The organism is Argonema galeatum A003/A1 (assembly GCF_023333595.1).
GTDB lineage: Bacteria > Cyanobacteriota > Cyanobacteriia > Cyanobacteriales > Aerosakkonemataceae > Argonema > Argonema galeatum.
Genome location: NZ_JAIQZM010000003.1, coordinates 1 through 20,660, shown reverse-complemented (window position 1 = coordinate 20,660; position 20,660 = coordinate 1). Strand labels below are relative to the sequence as shown.

The 20,660-nt window shown below is 44.1% G+C and carries 25 protein-coding genes and 1 pseudogene; 21 read left to right on the top strand and 5 right to left on the bottom strand.

Annotation, left to right across the window (positions count from 1 at the left end; translation table 11 throughout):
• Window positions 1-409 precede the first annotated feature (409 nt).
• From LAY41_RS04805 to LAY41_RS04780, 6 genes are all read left to right on the top strand, one after another.
• Window positions 410-1,354, top strand: a complete 945-nt coding sequence (locus LAY41_RS04805; RefSeq protein WP_249094743.1) for a bestrophin family protein — start codon at window positions 410-412, stop codon at window positions 1,352-1,354.
• Window positions 1,355-1,666: 312 nt separating this feature from the next.
• Window positions 1,667-1,861: a hypothetical protein gene (locus LAY41_RS04800; RefSeq protein WP_249094741.1), complete on the top strand. Its 195-nt coding sequence runs from the start codon at window positions 1,667-1,669 to the stop codon at window positions 1,859-1,861.
• Between the two features lie 141 nt (window positions 1,862-2,002).
• Window positions 2,003-3,163 (top strand): AI-2E family transporter, encoded by a 1,161-nt coding sequence (locus LAY41_RS04795; protein WP_249094739.1) that lies wholly within the window; start codon window positions 2,003-2,005, stop codon window positions 3,161-3,163.
• A gap of 64 nt (window positions 3,164-3,227) precedes the next feature.
• Window positions 3,228-4,427, top strand: coding sequence for a homocysteine biosynthesis protein (locus LAY41_RS04790; RefSeq protein ID WP_249094738.1), 1,200 nt, complete (start codon window positions 3,228-3,230; stop codon window positions 4,425-4,427).
• Between the two features lie 110 nt (window positions 4,428-4,537).
• Window positions 4,538-5,320: a Uma2 family endonuclease gene (locus tag LAY41_RS04785; protein WP_249094733.1), complete on the top strand. Its 783-nt coding sequence runs from the start codon at window positions 4,538-4,540 to the stop codon at window positions 5,318-5,320.
• A 78-nt stretch (window positions 5,321-5,398) separates the two neighbouring features.
• Entirely contained in the window at window positions 5,399-6,223 is an 825-nt protein-coding gene (locus LAY41_RS04780; protein WP_249094731.1) for a Uma2 family endonuclease, read from the top strand.
• A gap of 122 nt (window positions 6,224-6,345) precedes the next feature.
• Here the strand turns inward: LAY41_RS04780 and LAY41_RS04775 are convergent, their stop codons facing one another.
• Window positions 6,346-7,356, bottom strand: a complete 1,011-nt coding sequence (locus LAY41_RS04775; RefSeq protein WP_249094728.1) for a hypothetical protein — start codon at window positions 7,354-7,356, stop codon at window positions 6,346-6,348.
• Window positions 7,357-7,784: 428 nt separating this feature from the next.
• On the opposite strand from LAY41_RS04775, the gene LAY41_RS04770 reads away from it, so the two are divergent.
• Window positions 7,785-8,477, top strand: coding sequence for a tetratricopeptide repeat protein (locus LAY41_RS04770; protein ID WP_249094726.1), 693 nt, complete (start codon window positions 7,785-7,787; stop codon window positions 8,475-8,477).
• A 32-nt stretch (window positions 8,478-8,509) separates the two neighbouring features.
• Window positions 8,510-9,508, top strand: coding sequence for a tetratricopeptide repeat protein (locus LAY41_RS04765; protein WP_249094724.1), 999 nt, complete (start codon window positions 8,510-8,512; stop codon window positions 9,506-9,508).
• 157 nt (window positions 9,509-9,665) lie between these two features.
• On the opposite strand, the gene LAY41_RS04760 is transcribed toward LAY41_RS04765, so the two are convergent.
• Entirely contained in the window at window positions 9,666-10,298 is a 633-nt protein-coding gene (locus LAY41_RS04760) for a TMEM165/GDT1 family protein (RefSeq protein WP_249094722.1), read from the bottom strand.
• Between the two features lie 310 nt (window positions 10,299-10,608).
• Entirely contained in the window at window positions 10,609-10,737 is a 129-nt protein-coding gene (locus tag LAY41_RS32160; protein WP_275973922.1) for a hypothetical protein, read from the bottom strand.
• 19 nt (window positions 10,738-10,756) lie between these two features.
• Here LAY41_RS32160 and LAY41_RS04755 point away from each other — a divergent pair.
• The 13 genes and pseudogenes from LAY41_RS04755 (at window position 10,757) to LAY41_RS04695 (ending at window position 17,819) form a co-directional block, all read left to right on the top strand.
• A pseudogene (locus tag LAY41_RS04755) lies at window positions 10,757-11,803 on the top strand (PDDEXK nuclease domain-containing protein).
• On the top strand, window positions 11,800-11,952 hold the full coding sequence (locus tag LAY41_RS04750) for a hypothetical protein (protein WP_249094719.1): 153 nt from the start codon (window positions 11,800-11,802) through the stop codon (window positions 11,950-11,952). The pseudogene LAY41_RS04755 and the gene LAY41_RS04750 overlap by 4 nt, the downstream one beginning before the upstream one ends.
• A gap of 151 nt (window positions 11,953-12,103) precedes the next feature.
• A complete protein-coding gene (locus LAY41_RS04745; RefSeq protein ID WP_249094717.1) occupies window positions 12,104-12,298 on the top strand; it encodes a type II toxin-antitoxin system HicB family antitoxin in 195 nt (64 codons plus the stop codon).
• Window positions 12,299-12,302: 4 nt separating this feature from the next.
• The gene (locus LAY41_RS04740; protein ID WP_249094715.1) at window positions 12,303-14,156 is read left to right on the top strand and encodes an N-6 DNA methylase; all 1,854 of its coding nucleotides are present in this window, start codon (window positions 12,303-12,305) and stop codon (window positions 14,154-14,156) included.
• A complete protein-coding gene (locus LAY41_RS04735; RefSeq protein ID WP_249094714.1) occupies window positions 14,153-14,356 on the top strand; it encodes a type II toxin-antitoxin system HicB family antitoxin in 204 nt (67 codons plus the stop codon). Before LAY41_RS04740 ends, LAY41_RS04735 begins: the two co-directional genes overlap by 4 nt.
• A complete protein-coding gene (locus LAY41_RS04730) occupies window positions 14,353-14,517 on the top strand; it encodes a type II toxin-antitoxin system HicA family toxin (RefSeq protein WP_249094711.1) in 165 nt (54 codons plus the stop codon). The genes LAY41_RS04735 and LAY41_RS04730 overlap by 4 nt, the downstream gene beginning before the upstream one ends.
• 112 nt (window positions 14,518-14,629) lie before the next feature.
• Window positions 14,630-14,860, top strand: coding sequence for a DUF433 domain-containing protein (locus LAY41_RS04725; protein ID WP_249094709.1), 231 nt, complete (start codon window positions 14,630-14,632; stop codon window positions 14,858-14,860).
• Entirely contained in the window at window positions 14,857-15,222 is a 366-nt protein-coding gene (locus LAY41_RS04720) for a DUF5615 family PIN-like protein (RefSeq protein ID WP_249094707.1), read from the top strand. Before LAY41_RS04725 ends, LAY41_RS04720 begins: the two co-directional genes overlap by 4 nt.
• Before the next feature lie 33 nt (window positions 15,223-15,255).
• A complete protein-coding gene (locus LAY41_RS04715; RefSeq protein ID WP_249064486.1) occupies window positions 15,256-15,465 on the top strand; it encodes a 2-oxoisovalerate dehydrogenase in 210 nt (69 codons plus the stop codon).
• Window positions 15,462-15,704, top strand: coding sequence for a type II toxin-antitoxin system HicA family toxin (locus LAY41_RS04710; protein ID WP_249094705.1), 243 nt, complete (start codon window positions 15,462-15,464; stop codon window positions 15,702-15,704). Before LAY41_RS04715 ends, LAY41_RS04710 begins: the two co-directional genes overlap by 4 nt.
• A gap of 8 nt (window positions 15,705-15,712) precedes the next feature.
• Entirely contained in the window at window positions 15,713-16,960 is a 1,248-nt protein-coding gene (locus LAY41_RS04705; RefSeq protein WP_249094702.1) for a type ISP restriction/modification enzyme, read from the top strand.
• Window positions 16,961-17,061: 101 nt separating this feature from the next.
• Window positions 17,062-17,349 (top strand): hypothetical protein, encoded by a 288-nt coding sequence (locus tag LAY41_RS04700; RefSeq protein ID WP_249094700.1) that lies wholly within the window; start codon window positions 17,062-17,064, stop codon window positions 17,347-17,349.
• 8 nt (window positions 17,350-17,357) lie between these two features.
• Window positions 17,358-17,819 (top strand): type II toxin-antitoxin system VapC family toxin, encoded by a 462-nt coding sequence (locus LAY41_RS04695; RefSeq protein WP_249094698.1) that lies wholly within the window; start codon window positions 17,358-17,360, stop codon window positions 17,817-17,819.
• A 161-nt stretch (window positions 17,820-17,980) separates the two neighbouring features.
• Here LAY41_RS04695 and LAY41_RS04690 read toward each other — a convergent pair whose 3' ends face one another.
• Both LAY41_RS04690 and LAY41_RS04685 read right to left on the bottom strand, forming a co-directional pair.
• Complete coding sequence (locus LAY41_RS04690; protein WP_249094696.1) at window positions 17,981-19,708, bottom strand: succinate dehydrogenase/fumarate reductase flavoprotein subunit; 1,728 nt, start codon at window positions 19,706-19,708, stop codon at window positions 17,981-17,983.
• A 279-nt stretch (window positions 19,709-19,987) separates the two neighbouring features.
• A complete protein-coding gene (locus tag LAY41_RS04685; protein WP_249094695.1) occupies window positions 19,988-20,299 on the bottom strand; it encodes a hypothetical protein in 312 nt (103 codons plus the stop codon).
• Between the last annotated feature and the right edge of the window lie 361 nt (window positions 20,300-20,660).

Below are 20,660 nucleotides of genomic sequence, written 5' to 3'. Positions count from 1 at the left end.
TTTAGGAACGCTACAAAGCTCATATACTCATAATCAGGTTAAATAAAAACATTCAAACGAAGGAAAAACAATGCAGGAAGATAAACGTCAGGCTTACTGGCGTGCGAACACAGCTTTAATCCAGAGTCTCCTGATTGTCTGGGCGCTAGTTTAGATCGTCTTCAGTATCCTGCTAGGGAGATTGGTATCGACAGACACATTATCGCTCCGGGAGATGGCGGGTCGGATGACGATCGGATTTGCGATCGCCATTGCGGGATACTTCGGCATCAATCCCCCAGGCTTTCTTCAAAAAAACCCGAAATGCAGGTATCGCCAAGCGGATAGATAGCTCCCACCTCTCCATCTAGAGCTAGATGCAGTATTATCAGGTAAAAGTTCTAGGTTCGCTCCAACACTGAGAGGTAACATGATTACGGAAAGACAACCTTGGTTTAAAGCTGTTTTCCAGTTGCAAGGTTCAGTAGTTCCAGCAGTTTTACCCCGCGTAATTGTGTGTGGAGTTTTTGGTTTTGTCATATCGATACTTCACTTGTTTGCATTTCATCTATATATGCCGACATTGGCTAGTGTCATTCCCAGTATCGTCTTAGGTTTATTATTGGTTTTTCGGACAAATACAGCTTACGAACGATTTTGGGAAGGGCGCAAATTTTGGGGAAATATAGTCAATGCAGTGCGTAACTTGGCTCGTCAAATTTGGGTATCGGTAGAAGAACGAGAACCAAAAGATAAAAATGCCAAAATTTCAGCCCTGCGGTTATTGGTTGCTTTTGCAGTTGCTACCAAGTTGCATTTAAGGTCAGAGCCGATCGACAGCGATTTAGAAGGATTAATATCCCAGTCACGTTATCAAAAGCTCAAGAGTATGAACAATCCTCCTCTGGAAATAGCTTTCTGGATTGAAGATTACTTACAGGAGCAGTACGAACGGAACTGCCTTGATAGTTATCAACTGAATTCTCTGAAAGAGTTGCTAAATATTTTAGTAGATTGTTTAGGTGGCTGCGAACGGATTATCAAAACTCCAATTCCTCTAGCATATGCCATTCACCTCAAACAGCTATTATTACTTTATTGCTTCTCATTACCATTTCAAATGGTAGATGATTTCGGTCTTTTTACTGGATTAATAGTATCTTTGGTAAGTTTCACTTTGTTAGGCGTTGAAGAAATTGCCCTGGAAATTGAAAATCCCTTTGGGCACGATCCCAACGACCTCCCCTTAGATGCAATTTGCGCCACTATGCAGCGAAATATTGAAGATTTAATCACCCTGGCTCCCAGTGTCAGGGATTGGAAGACGACAAAAATTGAGGATCTATCTGTGAAACCGGGAACATCAGAATTCTGAACTCTAAATTAGCACAATGGACTGGACTACTCCCCTGAAATACCAACAAACTGACACAGCTAGAGTCAGAAAAGTAATTTAAAACAGGTTTGCCAATACGTAGGTCGGCGGAAAGTGCAACGGAAGCCGTGCGGAGGCTTTAGTACTTTGCTATATAGCAACCGATGAAAGTCAGTTAGGACGTTCTTAATTCCTGAAACGTTGGCGGATTCTAGGCCCTTCTTCCTCTAGACCCTAGCAAGAAAGACCCTAGCCCCTAGCCCCTAGTTATACCTGTCATAATTCTTATTGTCGTCCATCTTTATATATGCAATGGCAAGTCAGGCCCGATTCATTTTGAAAGTGCTTATCTTCTCAGCTGCACTGTCAGTTTTAATCAAGTACGGTGGCCCGATACTCAATATTACCCCAACCCCTAGCCTTGTGGTGGCGATCGTCTGTCTGCCGAGTGCGATCGTAGCTTTGGTACTCTGGGGAAGATCGTGGCAGCAGAAGCAGCAAAATTAAGCTTTTAGAGATTGTGGGAACAGTGCCGCTAATGTATGCTGGGGAAACCGAAATCAGCTAATCTAGCTGCATATAATTTTTTTTTTACCGAACGATCGGCATTTCCTCTCTAAATAGCCAGAACAACTGGGAGTCAGCACTGTGAATTTGGGTCAAACGCTCGGCTTATTAGTCTTAGCCATCTGTTTATATATTCTGTGGCAAATTCGGCAAGTGATCTTACTGGTGTTCGCCGCTGTTGTGTTAGCGACTGCCTTGAATCGACTGGCGCGGCGGCTGCAACAGTCAGGATTGAAGCGATTGTGGGCCGTACTGCTGTCGATCGGCATCCTGCTAGCGGTTCTGTTTGGCTTTTTCTTGCTGATTGTGCCGCCGTTCGTGAATGAAGTTCAACAATTGATAGATTTGTTCCCCAAAGGGGTAAATCGCATAAATCAGTTGCTGAATCTGTTCAGAACTAACATTCCAAGCCAATTCAATCAGTATCTGCCGGATATTAACAACCTGATCGGACAACTGCAACCCGTAGTCAATCAGCTCTTGGGCGGCTCAGTCGCTTTTTTCTCGAATACTCTGGGAGCTATCCTTAGCTTTTTGCTGGTGCTGGTTTTGACACTGATGATGTTAGCCCAGCCCAAATCTTACCGCAAGACGTTTGTGCGGTTGTTTCCCTCCTTTTACCGGCGGCGGGTAGACGGCATTTTGGATCAATGCGAAGTAGCGCTAGGTAGATGGATTATTGGCGCTCTGATTAGCATGAGTGTAGTTGCCTTGTTAAGCATAATCGGCTTATCGGCTTTGGGGGTAAGGCTGGCGCTGGCCCAAGGGGTTTTGGCAGGATTATTAAACTTTATTCCCAATATTGGCCCAACGTTGAGTGTGGTGCTACCGATGACGATCGCACTCTTGGATGCTCCCTGGAAATCTGTTGCCGTATTGATTCTTTACTTCATCATCCAGCAATTTGAGAGTAACCTCCTCACTCCCTACGTAATGGCTCAACAGGTGGCGCTGCTACCAGCTATCACATTAATGTCCCAAGTTTTCTTCGCTACATTCTTTGGCTTTTTGGGACTGATTTTGGCTCTTCCTCTAACTGTAGTCGGCCAAGTCTGGGTAAGAGAAGTGCTGATCGTAGATATCTTAGATCCGTGGCACAGCCGACGCGAAGCAGCCTTTGATGTAGCTGGCATTGATGAATCCCAAGCAGCAGGCCAAGCCGATAGAAAGGCTCCTATCTTGCCCGATGACGCGCCAAAAACTCAAATACAATCCAGCGTTGAAGATGAAGATACCAATTAGATTGCAATCCCTCTTTTTTTGGACGATTCACAATGCTCTCCAAGATTTTTAATTTTAAATTCCTATGCGGACAATTGCCGAAATAAACGACAAAATCAGCCGTGAATCAGCGGTAGTCTGTACTGTCGAAGAATTAAAAGCACGAGTGGCACAAGTTGGCATCAGCCAAACCGCTAAAGAAGTGGATGTCATCACCACCGGCAGTTTTGAACCGATGGAATCTTCGGGAGCAATAATCAACTTAGGACAAACCGATCCGCCGATTAAAATTCGCTCCTGCTGGTTAGATGGAGTCTTAGCTTATTCTGGATTTGGGGCAGTAGATTTGTATCTGGGAGCGACTCAAAGCGTCGATTACCCCAGCACCGTAGAAGCAGGCGATGATTCAGAATCCAAAGAACGGGGAGGCGGTCATGTAATTGAAGACTTAATTGCCGGAAAACCAGTGCAATTGCGAGCGACCGGACAGGCAACAGATTGCTATCCTCGTGCATCCTTTGAGACAACCATAACCCGCGATACAATCAACCAATTTTATCTCTACAATCCCCGAAATTTATATCAGAATTTTATCGTGGGAGTGAATGGAGGCGATCGGCCCTTATATACCCACCTCGGCCCTTTGCAACCGCAACTTGCCAACGCTGTTTACTCCAACCCCGGCGCAATTTCTCCCCTCTTCAACGACCCTAACCTGCAACTAATCGGCATTGGCACCCGCATTTTCTTAGGCGGTGGCATCGGTTACGTAGCTTGGGAAGGCACCCAGCACTTTCCATTACAAAAACGCCTGCCGAATCAGACACCAATAGGCCCCGCTGCCACCCTCGCCTTAATTGGAGATGCCAAACAGATGAACCGTCGTTGGGTACGCGGTTGTTACTTCAAAAATTACGGCCCTTCCTTAATGCTTGGTGTCGCTGTGCCGCTGCCTGTTTTGTATGAGGAAGTAGTAGAAAAATGCGCTGTAGCCGACAAAGATTTAGTAGCGCCAGTGGTGGATTTTTCCATCCCCCGGCGCGTGCGTCCCACCTTTGGTTTGGTAAGCTACGCTCAGCTAAAATCCGGTCGCATTACTATTGAGGGAAAACAAGTCAGAGTTGCCCCTCTTGCCAGTATATATCTGTCGCGGCAAGTAGCCTTAGAGTTGAAACAGTGGATTGAAGAAGGGAAATTTACCCTTACCGAAAGAGTTGCCCCCATTCCAATGGATCGATCTTTTTTACCACAAGACCGATGGGGGGCGACTATTGCTTTAGAGTGAAAGGGGCTAGAAAAGTCAAAAGTCACTCATTCAAAAGTCAAAAGAGGCTAGGAGACAGAGGGCCGATCGCACGTTTATGATACGATCGGAATAATGATGGCGTAAAAATCATGGTTAATACTTCTAATCAACACAGATTACTAACCGCCGAAGAACTCCCCCACTCTGACGATACTCCTGTGGATAACGAGCTTCAAAACTTTATTCCCAATCTACTTTTAAATATCCTACTTGATATCTGGAGCGCCCGTCCTGATTGGTTCTTTGGTGTAGATATGGCGGTTTACCACGACCAGGAAAAACCAGCTATTGTCCCCGATGGATTCCTAGCAGTAGGAGTCCCAAGATACACAGGTGATGGTGGTCGCCTCAGTTATTTGTTCTGGCAAGAAAACAATGTTGTACCGAGCCTAGTAATAGAAGTAGTTTCTCATAAGTACAACGGTGAGTATGAGGATAAGTTAGAAAGTTATCAACAGTTAGGCGTTCTCTACTATGTGGTTTATAATTTGTTCGCAGGTCGAAGAGGAAGGCATAAAAATAGGCAGCCAATCGAAGTCTATAAGTTAGTGAATAATAAATACGAGTTACTGACAGGAAATCCGGTCTGGATGCCCGAAATTGAATTAGGAATTGGGTGTGAATCCCACAACTATGCTGACTGGGAGAGAGAATGGGTATTCTGGTATGACGAGAATGGTCACAGGTTCTTGACTGAAAGAGAGAAAATTGCCACCGCAGAAGCAGCAATGCTGCTTCTGTCGCAGGAAAAGGAGCAAGAACGTCAAGCTAAAGAGCAGGAACGTCAAGCTAAAGAGCAAGAACGTCAAGCTAAAGAAAAACTAGCTGAATACCTCAGATCGATCGGTATTAATCCTGACGATATCACTTGAACTCAAAAATTAGGGAAGGTTTCCCTAGAAGCGATCGCACGTTTATGATACGATCGGAATAATGATGGCGTAAAAATCATGGTTAATACTTCTAATCAACACAGATTACTAACCGCCGAAGAACTCCCCCACTCTGACGATACTCCTGTGGATAACGAGCTTCAAAACTTTATTCCCAATCTACTTTTAAATATCCTACTTGATATCTGGAGCGCCCGTCCTGATTGGTTCTTTGGTGTAGATATGGCGGTTTACCACGACCAGGAAAAACCAGCTATTGTCCCCGATGGATTCCTAGCAGTAGGAGTCCCAAGATACACAGGTGATGGTGGTCGCCTCAGTTATTTGTTCTGGCAAGAAAACAATGTTGTACCGAGCCTAGTAATAGAAGTAGTTTCTCATAAGTACAACGGTGAGTATGAGGATAAGTTAGAAAGTTATCAACAGTTAGGCGTTCTCTACTATGTGGTTTATAATTTGTTCGCAGGTCGAAGAGGAAGGCATAAAAATAGGCAGCCAATCGAAGTCTATAAGTTAGTGAATAATAAATACGAGTTACTGACAGGAAATCCGGTCTGGATGCCCGAAATTGAATTAGGAATTGGGTGTGAATCCCACAACTATGCTGACTGGGAGAGAGAATGGGTATTCTGGTATGACGAGAATGGTCACAGGTTCTTGACTGAAAGAGAGAAAATTGCCACCGCAGAAGCAGCAATGCTGCTTCTGTCGCAGGAAAAGGAACAGGAACGTCAAGCTAAAGAGCAGGAACGTCAAGCTAAAGAGCAAGAACGTCAAGCTAAAGAGCAAGAACGTCAAGCTAAAGAACAGGAACGTCAAGCTAAAGAAAAACTGGCTGCATACCTCATATCGATCGGTATTAATCCTGACGATATCACTTAAACTCGAAAATTAGGTCAGGTTTTCCTAGAAGCGATCGCATCTTAAATCCCAAAGTGAAAAGACAAAAGTCAAAAGGCAAAAGAAAGAAAATAATTTTTACTTTTGCCTTTTGATTTTTATCTTTATTCCCCATTACTCGGTTGAGGGCGCTTAGTGGGTCGGGGGATTGGCTTATCAGGCGGTTTACCCCCCGTAAGTGCTGGACGGTTACCAGTGTGGGGGGGTTGCCAGGGCTTTTTACCACCCGGTCGTCCGCCTCCTTTAAACGGCTTTCTCGGCTTTTTCGGGCTCAAGACTGCGATCTCTTTTGCCTCCTTAATCAGCAGATTGTTAGCCTGTCGCTGGATATGAAATTCCCAGAAGTAGCCCACAGCTTTTTTTTCTAAAACCCCGTTAAGTGTCAGCTTGAAAAATTTAGGCTTTTCCTCGTCCTTGCGTGCTGCTTGCCTAATCTTGACGACGATCTTGTCTTCGTCTAGAGATTGATAAACCACTTCGCCGCGAATGGAAAAATAACCATCTTCAACAGCTAGACTTTCAGGTTCTAGATCCTTGGGACTCGATGCCTCAGTTGGTTCAGTTGCCTCTTCATCGGTGGAAGACAAAGTTTTGTCAAGTCTTTCTGGCTCCCAAACGCCAACAATTTGGACGTGGAGGGCATCGTCGTTTAGTCGCGTCCGTGGATAGACAACCCACAGGTGTTCGGTTTCTAAATCCAGGTGATTTTTCACCAGACTCATAATGCGACCTAATAACACGGCATCGATCGCATGATCGTCGCTCGCCAGCAAGGCCCCGCGCGTGAATTGATCTGCACTGGGGAGGTATTTCCCCCGCACCAAGCCAATGGCCCGGTACTGCATCGGTTCACTTGGTGGCGGAATGGGTTCTTGCCGTCGATCGCTATCTCTTGCGGGCGACCCTGCCTCACCAGAAGTGTTGGCATCGTTACCCCCTGGTGTGGGGGCATTAGCCGCTGGGGCAGGGGCAGGAGAGGTAGCTGCTGGGGCAGGGGTAGGAGGGGTAGTTACAGCGGGCTTGGGCGGATTGGGCCGACGAATGACCGGCTCGCCGGTCTGAGCTTGGTCAGAACCGCTAGAAGACTGGGGGAACTGATTCGGAGAGGTACTCATAAGAACTCCTTGCAGCGGAGACGCACTTTTTCTGGCTTTTCGTGAGAGATAGGTACAAACTAGACTTGGGCGAAAAATGCCCAGCTTGGAACTAAGACTATTTGCCAATAGCTTGTATCAGCCATAAGCCAAAACCTTTATCTACTACTCTATTCGCTCTCGCCTTCCTTCGGAGTTTACTGGTTGCGAACATCGCCGACTTGGACTGTCGTTGCAGGTGTACTGCCGTTGGCGATCGCGGACTGATGATTAAATCAGCCTGCCTATTGTACTGAATGCAATCGATTTAAGCTGCAATCCGCAAAGTTTCTGTAAATTTAGGCTCTAGAGCCTGGGAAATTGGGCAAAAGGGCATGGAGAATAGTCTTTTTTTCCTATTCCCTATTCCCCAGATGGTTGATAATACGATCAGAGTTCAAAACATTAGTGTGTCTCAAAAGCGCAGTCGCTGGTTAATTAATGGGCTGTTGATCGTAGCAGTCTTTGCCTTTGTGGGATTTTCGTTCTTTCCCATTTTGGGTGCAGTTTTTAAGCAAGACCAACCGTCTGTTAGCAGAACAGCGCCATCCGTTCAAGCTCAAGCGACGGCTATACAACAGGAACTGCAAGCTAGGGCTAAGGGTTACGAGTTGGTTTTGCAGCGGGAGCCAGATAATCAGACGGCTCTAAGGGGATTGCTGTCCGCTCGCCAACAACTAGCTCAGCTGGCATTGGGTGACATCAAGGATACGATTCCACCCCTGGAAAAACTGGCGAGCCTCAATCCTGATGATTTTGCGGCGCAGTTGGATTTGGGAAGCGTTTATGCTCAGCAGCAGCGCTACGATGATGCGATCGCAGTTTTCGATCGGGCCATTAAAACCAACAAAGAAGACTATCGACTATTGTTAGCCAAGGGTATTGTGCTGCAACAACAAGGCAAAACAGCAGAAGCCAAGTCCCTCTTTGCCTCAGCAGCCGATATAGCTCCTGCGGAGTTAAAAGAGCAAGTCAAGGCTCAAATCAAGCGGCTGGAAACTCGAACGCCAGCCCAAACGAGTCCCTCAACTAACTCTCCACCGACAAATAGCCCAGCTGCACCAGCTGCACCCGCGACCGAATCTGACCCCAATAAAAATTAGGAACGCTTGGCAATAGGGAATAAGGGTTGATAATGTCATTAGTTAGAGTTCAAAGCAGTCCTGTGTCCCAAAAGCGAGTTCGCAAATCGTCTGGCGAAGCCAAGCAGCGCTGGTTAATTAGTGCAGTGTTGCTACTGGTATTGATTGCCATTGGAGGATTTCTGCTTGGGAGGTCTTCGCTTTTTCCCTTTTTGAGTAAAGCTTTTCAGCAAGAACAACCGTCTGCTGGAACAACGGCAGCACCTGCTGTTGAGTCAAACAAAGCAAAGCAAGCAGAACTGGAAACCCAGGCTAAGGGTTACGAACTGGTTTTGCAGCGCAAACCAGAGGATCGAACGGCACTGCAAGGACTGATCGATACCAGGCTAGAATTGGTTAGGCTGGGAGTGGGCAGTCTCAAAGATACGATCGAACCCTTAGAAAAACTGGCTAAACTTAATCCAGAACAAACAGAATATGCCGTTCTGTTAGCCCAAACTAAGCAGCAAATGGGCGATCTTGAGGGTGCTGCCACAGTTTATCGCACGATTTTGGAGTCTAAACCAGCCGACCTCAATGCTTTGGACGGGCTCGTGAACTTGCTTTTAGATCAACAACGCCCGGAAGCGGCGATTGGATTATTGCAAGATACGCTGGATAATGCGTCTAAGCTCAATCAAATTAAACCGGGCACTATAGATGAAGTTTCTATACGGTTGATGTCGGGACGAGTTTATGCCGAACAGCAACGCTACGACGAAGCGATCGCAGCCTACGATAAAGCTATCAAAGGCGACAAAGACGACTTTCGCCCAGTGTTAGCCAAGGCTATTGTGCTGCGACAACAAGGTAAAAATGACCAAGCTCAACCCCTGTTCTCTTCTGCTGCGTTATTAGCCCCAGCCAAGTATAAAGACCAAATCAATCAGCTCGCATCTGCATCCCCAGCTCCCGAAGAGTCACCCGATAGCAACCCAGACACCAACAGCCCCGCACCCGAAGACTCACCTAATAGCAGCCCCGACGCCAATAACGGCGATGGGCAGAATTAACTAAAAAGCCAAAAGTCAATATATTTTGGATTTTGGATTTTGGATGAAAGGATTTTGGATTGAACGGGGAAGTTCCTAGCGTGTAGGGGCGAAGCATTCGGGCAGAAAATCTAGGTAGAAACCGATAAGTTATAGCCCGAATGCTTCGCCCCTACCATTACTGAATAGGTGTTCTAGCCCCTTCTACCCATGCTAATACTCCAAAGATCAGGAATAACAATCCTCCCAAAGCAGTCATGGTACGCTCAGAAATTCGTTTTGCTATCAAGCGTCCCCCAATAACTGCGATCGCCGCACAAATCCCATGACCTAAAATGGCACCTGCGGTCACTCCGACTGGATTGTAGGATGCTGCTAAGGTGATGGTGGCAAATTGGGTCCGATCGCCCCACTCGGCCACAAACGTCATCATAAAAGCTTTTAGTACGATCCCAAAATTGCTTCTGTAACACGGCATTTTTAACTCAGCTTCCTTAACTGCCGCTAGCGCTTCTTCTGCTTCCTCGCATTCAGCCTTAGCTGACATTTTACTGGCGTCATACAGTAACTTCAGCCCAAAGCCAACAAACAAAGCAATTTCGGCGTAAGAAACATACTGCTTGGGTAGAAGAGATGCCGCTTGTCCCACTAAAACAGACAATACCGTCATTGCTGCTAAAGCTGCGATCGCACCCGCAAATACCAGCCTTCTGGAATGCCGCATCGCCAATATCGCGGCGATAAAAAAGGTTTTATCCCCTAATTCCGAAACTGTAATTAGTAATAAACCGGCTGTAAAAGCTGTCAGCATTCTCTCAAGCTCCTCTCAGGTTTCCTATCTTTCTGAGTGAGCTTGATGAATGCAGTTACACTTCACCAAGCTCACATCAGATGTGAACTTAGTGAAGGTCTCGCTTGCAAGTCTTTAATGCTTTGGCCCAACCTTTACATCGGCTTGAGCTTCACAAACTTGTCACCTGAACCAGGCTCATCGCCAGTATGTTGATTCAGATGGGCTAGCTAAATATTGAGCTAGCAGCTACTCCCCTTCTTACATAACGAATTATACATCTATCTATTGGGGGAAGACAAGAGGTTTTTTTATCATTATTCATTCATTTTTAACTCCACCCCTTTCCATTACCTCCGACTACTGGGGAATAGGTGCGATCGCCTGACGGGGTTGTTAAGAAATGCTGATAAGCTATGCAGTGATGCAGTAGATAGTCTGATAATTGCTTATCAGTCATAAATGCGATCGATCTGGCTATGGCGAACAGTTTATCACTTCCAGAAGACTATAATGATTTTCTGCGGGAATTGAAAGAACGTATCCGTAACGCACAAGTACGGGCATCACTTTCTATTAACCGGGAATTAGTATTACTATATTGGCAAATTGGACAAGATATTTTAAATCGACAACAGCAACAAGGATGGGGTGCTAAAGTTATAGAGCGTTTGGCGACTGACTTGCGAAAAGCTTTTCCTGGAATGAAGGGTTTCTCATCTCGCAATCTCAAGTATATGAGGAGTTTTGCCGAAACTTACCCCGATTTTGAATTTGTGCAACAGGTTGTTGCACAAATTCCTTGGGGGCATAATGTCCGCATTTTGGATACTGTGAAAGATCCCGTTGAGCGCGAGTGGTATATTCGTCAAACTATCGAGCAAGGATGGAGTCGAAATGTATTAGTCCATCAAATCGAAAGTGGGCTATATCGGCGGCAAGGAAAAGCGGATACTAACTTCTCTCGTACTCTTCCAAACCCCCAATCCGAACTCGCTCAACAGTTATTGAAAGACCCTTATAACTTTGATTTTATCAGTTTAGGAAAAGAAGCGCAAGAGCGAGAATTAGAGAAAGCTTTAATCGAACACATCCGCGATTTTTTGCTGGAATTGGGGGTAGGATTTGCTTTTGTAGGCAGTCAGTATCATCTGGAGGTTGAAGGGGAAGATTTTTATATTGATTTATTATTTTATCATTGACATTTGCGTTGTTTTGTGGTAATTGATTTGAAGGTAGAAGCCTTTAAACCAGAGTTTTCGGGTAAGATGAGTTTCTATGTTTCCGCTGTGGATGATTTACTGAGACACCGAGATGATATGCCAACTCTTGGGATAATATTATGTAAGAATAAAAAGCAGAAAATAGTTGAATATGCTTTGCGGGATATGAATAAACCGATCGGGGTTTCTACTTATCAATTGCGGGAGGCTTTACCGGAGCAGTTACAGGGCAGTTTGCCGACTATTGAGCAGTTAAAAGCTGAGTTAGAAGCGGTGGATGTAGAAATTGAGGAGGAGTTATGACGCAGACAATAGAACAGTTTAGTAAGTCGGGAAAGTTGGAGGAACAGATTAGAGATAATTTAAAAGAGTTTGGGGTAATTACTCCCTTCCCGCCAAAAGATTATGTAGGGGCGAAGCATTGCGGAATTAACGTTTCGCTAGTGAATTAAGATTAATCCCGCAATGCTTCGCCCTGCCACTATACATAGTCTTCTACCGGGAAGGGAGTAATGTATAATTTAATATAATCCTATCTAAACTTGAGGTAGCTACTCTTAAGCTGCTAAAAATTGTTCACTTTTGTGTGGAAAGGTTAAGCAAATGCAAACACTAATCAGACTCAAGGTTGAAAAATTGATCGAAAATGGTCAAGAATATTTTGTTGCTACCAGTGATGATTTACAGGGTTTGGTTGCCGAAGGAAAAACAATACAAGAAACTATAGAAATTGCTGAGGATGTCGCCAAATTTTTGTTAGATTTACAAAAAGAAGCCCACCTACAACCAGGAACCTGATTTAATGCCATCTATCTCTTTTGATACTTATCTCAAATCGATTCAAAAGAATCTGCAAAAAGGCAGTGAGAGAAGTCATTATCCAGCCTTCAAAGATTTACTTGACGATCCCATTAAAGGCATTGATGCAGTTATTGAAGAAAAGGGCAATAAAGCAGGAATTCCAGATTTCACGATAAAACGGCGCGAATTACTGGTAGGTTATGTCGAAGCCAAAGATGTTGGGCTAGATTTGGATCGAATTGAGAAAACGGAGCAGCTAAAACGCTATTTAGAGGCGTTCCCTAATCTGGTATTAACTAATTATATAGAATTTCGTTGGTATGTCAACGGAAAGCGTAGGCTGACAGAGATTTTAGCAGACCTGAATGGGGATAAACTTCAGGCAAAAAATACCGATAAGATTACCGCGCTGCTGGATCAGTTTCTCAACTATACAGGCGAAATTATTAGCAGTCCTGAAGACTTGGCTCGACAGATGGCGAGATTGACAAAGGCGATTTTGTTGGCGACAGAAACAGCCCTAAGTTTGGAAACAAATGAGGGTGAATTGCATCAACTGAAACTGGGATTTAGTGAGGTATTGCTGCCGGATATTAGTGATTCTGATTTTGCTGATATGTATGCTCAAACTATATCTTATGGGTTGTTTACCGCCAGAGTTGGTCATGCCCAAAATACAGATGGAGAACAGTTTACTCGGCGCAATGCTGGCACTTATATTCCAGCAACAAATCCATTTTTGAAGCGTTTATTTAATACGATTGTCGAAACTGATGCAATTAGCAAAATTGATTGGGCGATCGATGATTTGGTGCAATTATTGTCTCAGGTAGATATGGGCAATATTCTCGAAAACTTTGGTCGGCGTACCCGTCAAGAAGACCCAGTTGTACATTTTTATGAGACGTTTCTGGCGGCGTATAATTCAGCATTGCGGAAGAGTCGGGGTGTTTATTACACACCGGAACCTGTTGTATCATTTATTGTGCGATCGATCGATGCAATTCTCAAAGATCGCTTTGATTTACCCTTGGGATTGGCAGATAATTCTAAAGATCCGGTGACGCAAAAGCCGCGAGTCCAAATTCTCGATCCAGCAACAGGAACGGGCACGTTTCTCTATGAAGTTGTGAAGCAGATTTATCGCAATCTAGAAGAAATCGGCATGGCGAATCAGTGGGATAGTTATGTGCGAGAAAATTTGCTAAATAGGTTATTTGGTTTTGAGTTATTGATGGCTCCTTATGCGATCGCTCACCTCAAATTGGGTCTACAACTTCAAGAACTTGGCTATGAGTTTAAGGGTAAACAGCGGTTGGGAATTTACCTCACGAATACGCTAGATGAAGCGCTGAAAAAATCAGAGATTTTGTTTGGTCAGTATGTAGCACAGGAGGCAAACGAAGCCTCGACTATTAAAAGGGATACTCCCGTCATGGTAGTATTAGGCAATCCGCCCTATTCGGGACATTCCGCAAATAAAAGCAAGTGGATTGATGGCTTAATTCGAGATTACTATCAAGTAGATGGATTGCCTTTAGGTGAAAGAAATCCCAAATGGTTACAAGATGACTATGTGAAATTTATCCGGTTTGGACAGTGGCGAATCGACAGAACAGGCTCAGGCATTCTTGCATTTATTACCAATCATGGCTATCTGGATAATCCAACTTTTAGAGGTATGCGTCAGAGTCTTGAAAAGACTTTTGATGAAATTTATGTAATGGATTTACATGGAAATAGCAAGAAAAAAGAAGTTGCTCCCGATGGATCACCCGATCAAAATGTGTTTGATATTCAGCAAGGTGTCGCAGTTGCTATAATGGTTAAATATCCCAAAGAGAAAGTAGTATGAAATGGCGTGTTATTCTTGAAACCGATCTGGAAACGGGTGATTGGGCAGTTTGGTGTCCAGAATTACCGGGTTGTGTTTCAGCAGGAGAAACGGAAGAAGAAGCTTTAGAAAATATTTGTGAGGCGATCGCACTCTATCTTGAACCCGATCCGATTGTATTAAAAGCAGGAACAATTTTACGGGAGATTTCAGTTAAATGACTCGTACCCGACGCATGAATGCAGATGAAGTTGAGCGTATTTTGGAGCGTTATGGGTTTAAGTTAGTTTCACAAAAAGGGAGTCATCGTAAGTGGCGAAATCTCGATCTTCAGATTCAAACGATTGTTCCGTATCACAAGGGGCGCGATCTGCCGATGTGAACGCTACGTAATATAATGATAAGTGCCGACATTCCAGAAACTGAATGGAAAACTGAATAAAGTATCCCAAGGATAAGTCAATAATGGTTAAATATCCCAAGGAAAAAGCAGTATGAGAAAATTAACGCGAATCACGATTAGTTCAGAGGTGATGGGCGGTAAACCCTGTATCCGAGGGATGCGAGTCACCGTAGGTATGATTCTAGGATTAATGGCTACCGGACGTACTCAAGAAGAGATTTTACGAGCCTATCCTTACCTGGAATCCGAAGATTTAAAAGAATGTTTAGCTTATGCTGCATGGCGTGTTGAAGAAGTAGAAGTTTCTTTAAGTACAACATGAAAATTTTGATTGATATGAACCTTTCACCAGATTGGGTAAATGTGTTTTCAAGATATGATATTGAAGCTGCTCATTGGTCATCTGTTGGCGATCCGCTTGCAAGCGATCGCACTATTATGGAGTGGGCAAACGCTAATGGATATATCGTTTTCACTCACGATTTAGACTTTGGAGCGTTACTTGCAGCAACTCAGGCAAATGGCCCCAGCGTCATTCAAGTTCGCACCCAAGATGTGTTACCAGAGCGTTTAGAAACTATTGCGATCAATGCCATCAATCAGTTTCGCTCATCTTTAGAATCAGGTGCTTTAATAACCGTTGATGAAACTCGATCGAGAGTTCGTATTCTTCCTTTTTTATGACAGATGCCAACTCAGGAGCAGATTAAACACAAGATGACAGAAATTATATTTTTGGTAGAAAATGATTCGGAAGGTGGTTATACTGCCAGAGCGATCGGTGAATCTATTTTTACTCAGGCTGACAGTATTGAAGAGTTACGAGAATTGACACGAGATGCCGTTCATTGTCATTATCCCGATCCACAAAATCGTCCTAAACTGATTCGTCTACACATTGTTTATGATGAGGTTATCGCTTCATGAAGTTGCCCAGAGACTTGTCAGGCGAAGCGTTAGTTAAGGCGTTGATAACATTGGGGTACATCGTAGATCATCAAACGGGAAGTCATATTCGTCTAACCACGCAGAAAAACGGTGAACATCACATCACCATCCCCAATCACAGCCCAATTAAAATCGGGACACTCAGTGCAATTCTGCGAGATATTGAGGATCACTTTGAACTAACTCGCGAGCAATTACTCACCCAATTATTTTTTTAGAATCTACTATGGCTAAAATCTATCACGCCGATCTCTGGGGCTCACGGGAAGATAAATATGGCTATCTTCAAGAGCATGATGTAAATACGGTTGAATGGACAGAAATTTTGCCAAACTCGCCATTTTATCTTTTCATTCCTCAAAATACAGATTGCAGAGCAGAGTATGAACGGGGATGGAAGATTACTGACATCATGCCTGTCAATTCAACAGGAGTCAAAACTCATCGCGATCATTTTGTTTTTGATTTTGATTCATCAGAACTCCGTAAACGTATAGAAAAATTTAGAGACTTGAACATTACAGATGAGGAAATCAGCAAGATCTACGAAATTCAGGATACAAGAGATTGGAAGTTAAGCCAAAAGCGACGTTCTCTTAAGTCAAATCAAGATTGGAAAAAACATTTTACACAATGTCTTTATCGTCCGTTTGATTGGAGATCTTATTATAACCATGAGGATGTAGTTGAACTTCCAAGAAATGAAATTATGAGAAATTTTTTACAAGGCAATAACTTAGGATTTATTACATCTCGTAATGTTGAAATAGAAAGAATTTACGATCAAGTTTTATGTACCTCTAACCTAATTGATAACCATACCTTATCTCTTAAAGAGGCTAATTATGTTTTTCCTCTTTACCTTTATCCTGATGTTGATAATCCACAGGGTTCTCTCTTTGTAAGTGATAAAATTGAAACAAATATATCTCAAAATTTTATTAATTCAATTCAAGAAAAATTAAAATACATCCCCACACCAGAAGCCATCTTTTACTACATCTACGCCATCTTCCACAGTCCCACCTATCGCCAACGCTACGCCGAATTTCTCAAAATAGATTTTCCTCGCGTACCTCTCACCAGCAACGATCGACTATTCAAAGACTTAGGCGAAAAAGGTCAGGAATTAGTAGATTTGCACCTGATGAAATCCAAAAAACTTAATCAGCTAATTACCAAAGTAGGCGGCGATGGCGATAATGCCGTTACCGAAGTCACCTATAATACCACAAAACAGCGAGTTTATATCAATAAAACCAGTTATTTTGAAGGGATTGCACCCGATGTCTGGGAGTTCAAAATTGGCGGCTATCAAGTCTTAGATAAATGGCTGAAAGACCGCAAGAAAGCCAAACGTAGTTTATCATTTGATGATGTGTTGCACTATCAAAAAGTAGTTGTGGCACTTAAAGAAACCATGCAACTGATGACAGAGATCGATCGAATCTTTCCCGGTTTTCCAATTGAGTAGAGTATGCAGAGAGAAAGTGAAACTCAGAATAATTGAATTAAATGGAAACAATAAGATTTCGGAGTTGCTATAATGGTAAAATATCCAAAAGAGGCAAAATTATGATGACTCACGAAACATCTACTCAGTTGACAGTAAAAGAATTGTTGCTTAAGGAAATTGATGGAACATCAGATGATGTTTTGGAGGAGTTGCTAGATTTCGTTCTCTTCATCAAAATGAGGCGTACACGAAAGAAATCTACGGCAGCATCAATCTTAAAAACGCTAGAAAAAATTGGGAAATGGGAAGGAGATGATTTAGAGGAATGTTTAGAGTTGGTGCATAGTTCCCGTAGTAGAATATATATGCCTGCTGATGATGAAAATCAAGATTCTGAAGAAGGTTGAATTGTGCCATGTACTTGTTAGATACCAATCACTGTAGTTTCGCAATTCAAAATCAACCAGATATCCTCTCTCGTTTAGCAGTACTTAGCCAATCTGAAATTACAACTTGTGTTATTGTACAGGCTGAACTGATTTATATGGCAGAAAATTCCCAAAAAAAAGAAAGCAATCTGAATCGAGTTAAGGAATTCTTAAAAGATATTCTTATCTACGAAATCGACTCAATAACTGCTGAAATTTATGGGAAGTTTCAAGCTGAACTGATGCAAAGATTTGGGCCAAAGGAGAAAAGTAAACGCAGAAGAACTCGTATGATTGATATTGGTTTTAGTCAACATGATTTATGGATTGCATCAATTGCGATCCAACACAATCTTACCCTTGTTTCTGCCGATCGCGATTTTCAAAGAATCCAAGAAGTGCGATCGCTTTCCATTGAAACCTGGTATTCACCTAAAACAGAAGCTTAACAAATGGGTGGTCTTTGGGAATTATTATGCCGTTCAAAACGAACATTTTGTAGGGCACGGCATCATCAGTATGTCGAGCGTACCAATATTTTAATTATGCCGTGCCCCTACGACCGCATATTTGACCCGAAAGAACCGAAAATATCGAAAACTGGCAAACTTCAATACTTCCGTTCTTTTGGCTCAAACATGGTAATCGCTACAGGTTTATACTGAAGGTCAATGCCAGCGGTCGAGTAATAAGCCAGCGTATGCTTGAGGAAATTTTCATCATCTCGTTCGGGATAATCTTCCCGATAATGTGCGCCTCGACTTTCTTGTCGCTGGAGGGCGGATGTGAGAATTACCTGACCGACAATCATCAAGCTACGCAGTTCGAGAGCTTCTATGATTTCAGTGTTCCAAAGTTTACCTTTGTCATCTAAGTAGATATCTTGATATTGCTGCTGTAGCTTTTGCAACTGTGCTAATCCTTCGCTCATGAGCGATTCGGTGCGAAAAACACCGCAGTACTGGGTCATGCAATCTTGGAAAGATTGCCGCAGTTGGCCGATGCGGATTGTCCCTTTCTGGTCTAGTAGCGATCGCACCTGTTTCTCAACCTCCGTAATATAACGTTGCTCATCAATCTCCGGTAACTTGCGATTTTGAACATATTGTGCTATAGTAGCGCCAGTTCTTCTGCCATAAACCACACATTCCAGCAGAGAATTGCTACCCAACCGATTTGCGCCGTGAACCGAGACACAAGCAGCTTCCCCAGCGGCAAAGAAGCCTTCAATCAAACCATCTGGGCTGCTTCTCACTTGACCGTCTGTGTTGACGGGGATACCACCCATTGAATAGTGAACCGTCGGTCGCACAGGCATCGGATTGTCTACGGCGTCAATACCCAGCAAGCGGTGACATTCTTCCCAAGCAAAGGGAACGCGGCTCATAATTTTTTCCCTACCCATGTGGCGCAAGTCCAGGTAGACAAAGGGGCCACCAGCCCTGCCATCGGGATGAACACCTCGTCCGGCCTTAATTTCGCGATCGATCGACCTAGAAGTAATATCGCGGGGTGCCAATTCCATTCTGCTAGGGGCGTAGTTAGCCATAAAGCGATCGCCCTCACTATTAATTAGATAAGCACCCTCACCCCGCACCGCCTCCGAAATCAGCACCCCCACCGGATACAAACCAGTCGGGTGAAACTGCACAAACTCCATATCCTCCAGCGGCACACCCGCAATGGCAGACATTGCCAAACCGTCGCCAGTAGAGGCATAGTCATTTGAGGTAGTGTTGAAAGCGCGACCGTAACCACCAGTAGCAAACATCACCGCCTTAGCGCGAAGCACCTGAATTTCCCCATCCAGGATGCGATACATCACCACACCCTTTGCCTGGGCATCTTCTAAAATAAGTTCGATCGCATACCACTCATCGTAGATCTGGACACCGTAACGCCTGAGATTGTTAACCAGTTCGTGCAGAATAGCGTGACCAGTCTTATCAGCAGCGTAGCAAGTCCGGCGGTGGGAATGTCCGCCAAACGCACGTTGGGCAATTCGACCATCTGGCAAACGGGAGAACAAAACGCCCATGTGTTCCAGGTCAATCACCACATCAGCGGCTTCGCGGGTAAGGATTTCTACCGCATCCTGGTCTGCCAAATAGTCAGAACCTTTGACAGTATCAAAAGCATGGGCTGACCAGCTATCATCTGGATCGACATTATTCAGGGTAGCAGCCATCCCACCTTGGGCCGCGACGGAGTGCGATCGAATCGGGTGAGTTTTAGCGACTACAGCTACACTCAGTTTTGGGTCGGTGCGGGCAATCTCCACAGCAGCGCGACAACCAGCCAATCCACCGCCAACTATAATTACATCGTGTTCTAACATAACTTGATTTGATATCCGTAATCCTAATCTATGGTGACTTACTTCCTTCGCGCTACAAGATTATGTAGGGGCGAAGCATTCCGGCGATCATCTGTCGCATCACACATAAGTTTTCGCCCGGAATGCTTCGCCCTTCCCAACATAGATATTCTTCTGGCGCGAAGTCCCTAAACAAAAACTTCCCCAACAAAAAGCGGGGAAGTTATTTTGACCAATGCAGCACGACACGGATATGCACGGATGCACTGATATAGCACTTGACCAATGCCCAATGACCGTTCAGCTGACTACTTGGGCAGTTTCCTGGGGGGGTAAATTTACTGGGCTTGTCCGAGTTGTTTCCTCTAGGGTTAGGGGTGTAAACTCAATGTGATTCAGCAGCGTGGTTACGAAGGCAAACAGCAAGAAGGGCAGGGACAGCACCAAGATGAGTCCAACGGTCGCTAAAGCATAAATCTGGCGAGTGGTACTCCACAGGGCGAGTGCGGTAGCTAAGCTTAAGAAAATGACAATTAACCAAATGACGATTTGACCGTATATGTCGCCAAAGCTAAGAGTGCAGACCATACGATATCTCTGTAATTTATCCATGACGTTTTCCTCGTTACATTCCTATAAAGTTCTACGTTAAGGTTCCGATCCGGTTTTGGCAGATTTCTCAATATTTTTTAAAAGGAGCGCAATATAACTTTACCTAAAACAGTACGGGACTCTTTCATCCCGTACAGTAGTAACGCAAGTTGCTAATTATATAGTTGAGGCTGGTAAGTAGGTGGGTGTAAATAAACTGAACTAAGAGAAACCCGGTTTCTCCAAGAAACCGGGTTTCTTTGGGCCTGACAGTTTTACGTTTAATTATGCCCACCTACTTATTAGGTACGTAGTTGCGATTCCGCGCGAGTATCCCAGTTGTAATAAGAGCGCGGCATAGCAACTATAGCAACCCCAGAAA